Source organism: Pseudonocardia sp. SID8383 (assembly GCF_009864975.1).
Classification (GTDB): domain Bacteria; phylum Actinomycetota; class Actinomycetes; order Mycobacteriales; family Pseudonocardiaceae; genus Pseudonocardia; species Pseudonocardia alni.
On the sequence record NZ_WWFY01000666.1, the window covers coordinates 1 to 1,164 of the forward strand.

The 1,164-nt window shown below is 75.9% G+C and carries 1 protein-coding gene and 1 pseudogene; one reads left to right on the plus strand and one right to left on the minus strand.

Annotation, left to right across the window (positions count from 1 at the left end; all coding sequences use genetic code 11):
• Positions 1–604 (plus strand): annotated as a pseudogene (locus GTW08_RS16330) (serine/threonine protein kinase); the annotation flags it as partial.
• A gap of 13 nt (positions 605–617) precedes the next feature.
• Here GTW08_RS16330 and GTW08_RS16335 read toward each other — a convergent pair.
• Positions 618–1,164: alpha/beta hydrolase (locus GTW08_RS16335; RefSeq protein ID WP_202417247.1), on the minus strand; the 547-nt coding region annotated here is incomplete at its 5' end.

The window sequence follows — 1,164 nt, forward strand, 5'->3', positions numbered from 1 at the left end:
GCCCGCACCGCAGGTCATCCCCGGCCCCGGCGGCCGTGGTGGCCGACGGGGCGGTGCCACCCGCTCCCGGGACGGGCGGGGTCGTCGCACCCCGGTCGTGCTGGGCGCGGTGGCCGTGCTGCTCGTCGTCGGTGGCGGTGTCGCGTTCGGCGTCTACTCGACCAGCCGGCAGCAGGACGCCCCGCCGGTGATCGCCGCCCCGCCGACGAGCGGGTCGCCGACGCCGAGCGCGGCCCCGACGACCACGCCCGCGCCGACGACCACCGCGACGCCGACACCGACCACCGGCACCGGGCAGGTGCAGGACCCGGTGTCGTTCGTGCAGAACTACTACCGGATGCTGCCCGGCGACATCGACGGCGCGTTCGCGATGCTCAGCCCGCAGGCGCAGGCCCAGAGCCAGGGCATCCAGGGTTTCCGGACCTTCTACAGCACCGTGCGGAACGTCTACGCCGAGAACCTGCGCAACGCCGGCCCGAACACGGTCACCGCGACCGTCGTGTTCATGCGCAACGACGGCACGACGACCCGGGAGAACTACCGGTTCGTCGTCGGCACCGACAGCGAGGGCCAGGAGATCCTGCAGTCGTTCAGCACGGCCTGACCGTCCCGACCGGTCAGTCGGGGCGCAGCGACGTCACGACGTCCGTGGTCGCGGCGACGATCTGCCGCTGTGCGGTCGCCCGGTCCACGCCCGCCTCGCCGTCGCCGGTCTGCGGGCCGTAGTCGCCGAAGTAGGCGTGCACCCCTCCGTCGACGACGACGAAGCGGGTCCCCGCGGGCAGCTGCGCCCAGGAGTCCGCGATCGCGTCCGGTGTGGCCAGCGCGTCGCGGGAGCCGGACACCGACAGGGCCGCGACCGGCGCCCCCGACACGTCGGCGGCCGGGTAGGACGCCCACAGCACCAGCCCACGCACCCCGGGCACGTCCAGCGCCCGCGCGGCCGCCACGCCGCCGAGGGAGTGCCCGCCGACCGCCCAGGTACGGATCTCGGGCGCCGAGCCGACCGCCCGGCCGACGGCCCCCGGATCGGCCGGTGCGACGCCCAGGGGCGGCGCGGTCACGATCACGCGCACCCCCTGTTCGGCCAGCGGGCGCAGCAGCGCCAGGTAGGCCCGCGGGTCGACCAGCGCCCCGGGGACGAACACCAGGCCCCGGCCGGAC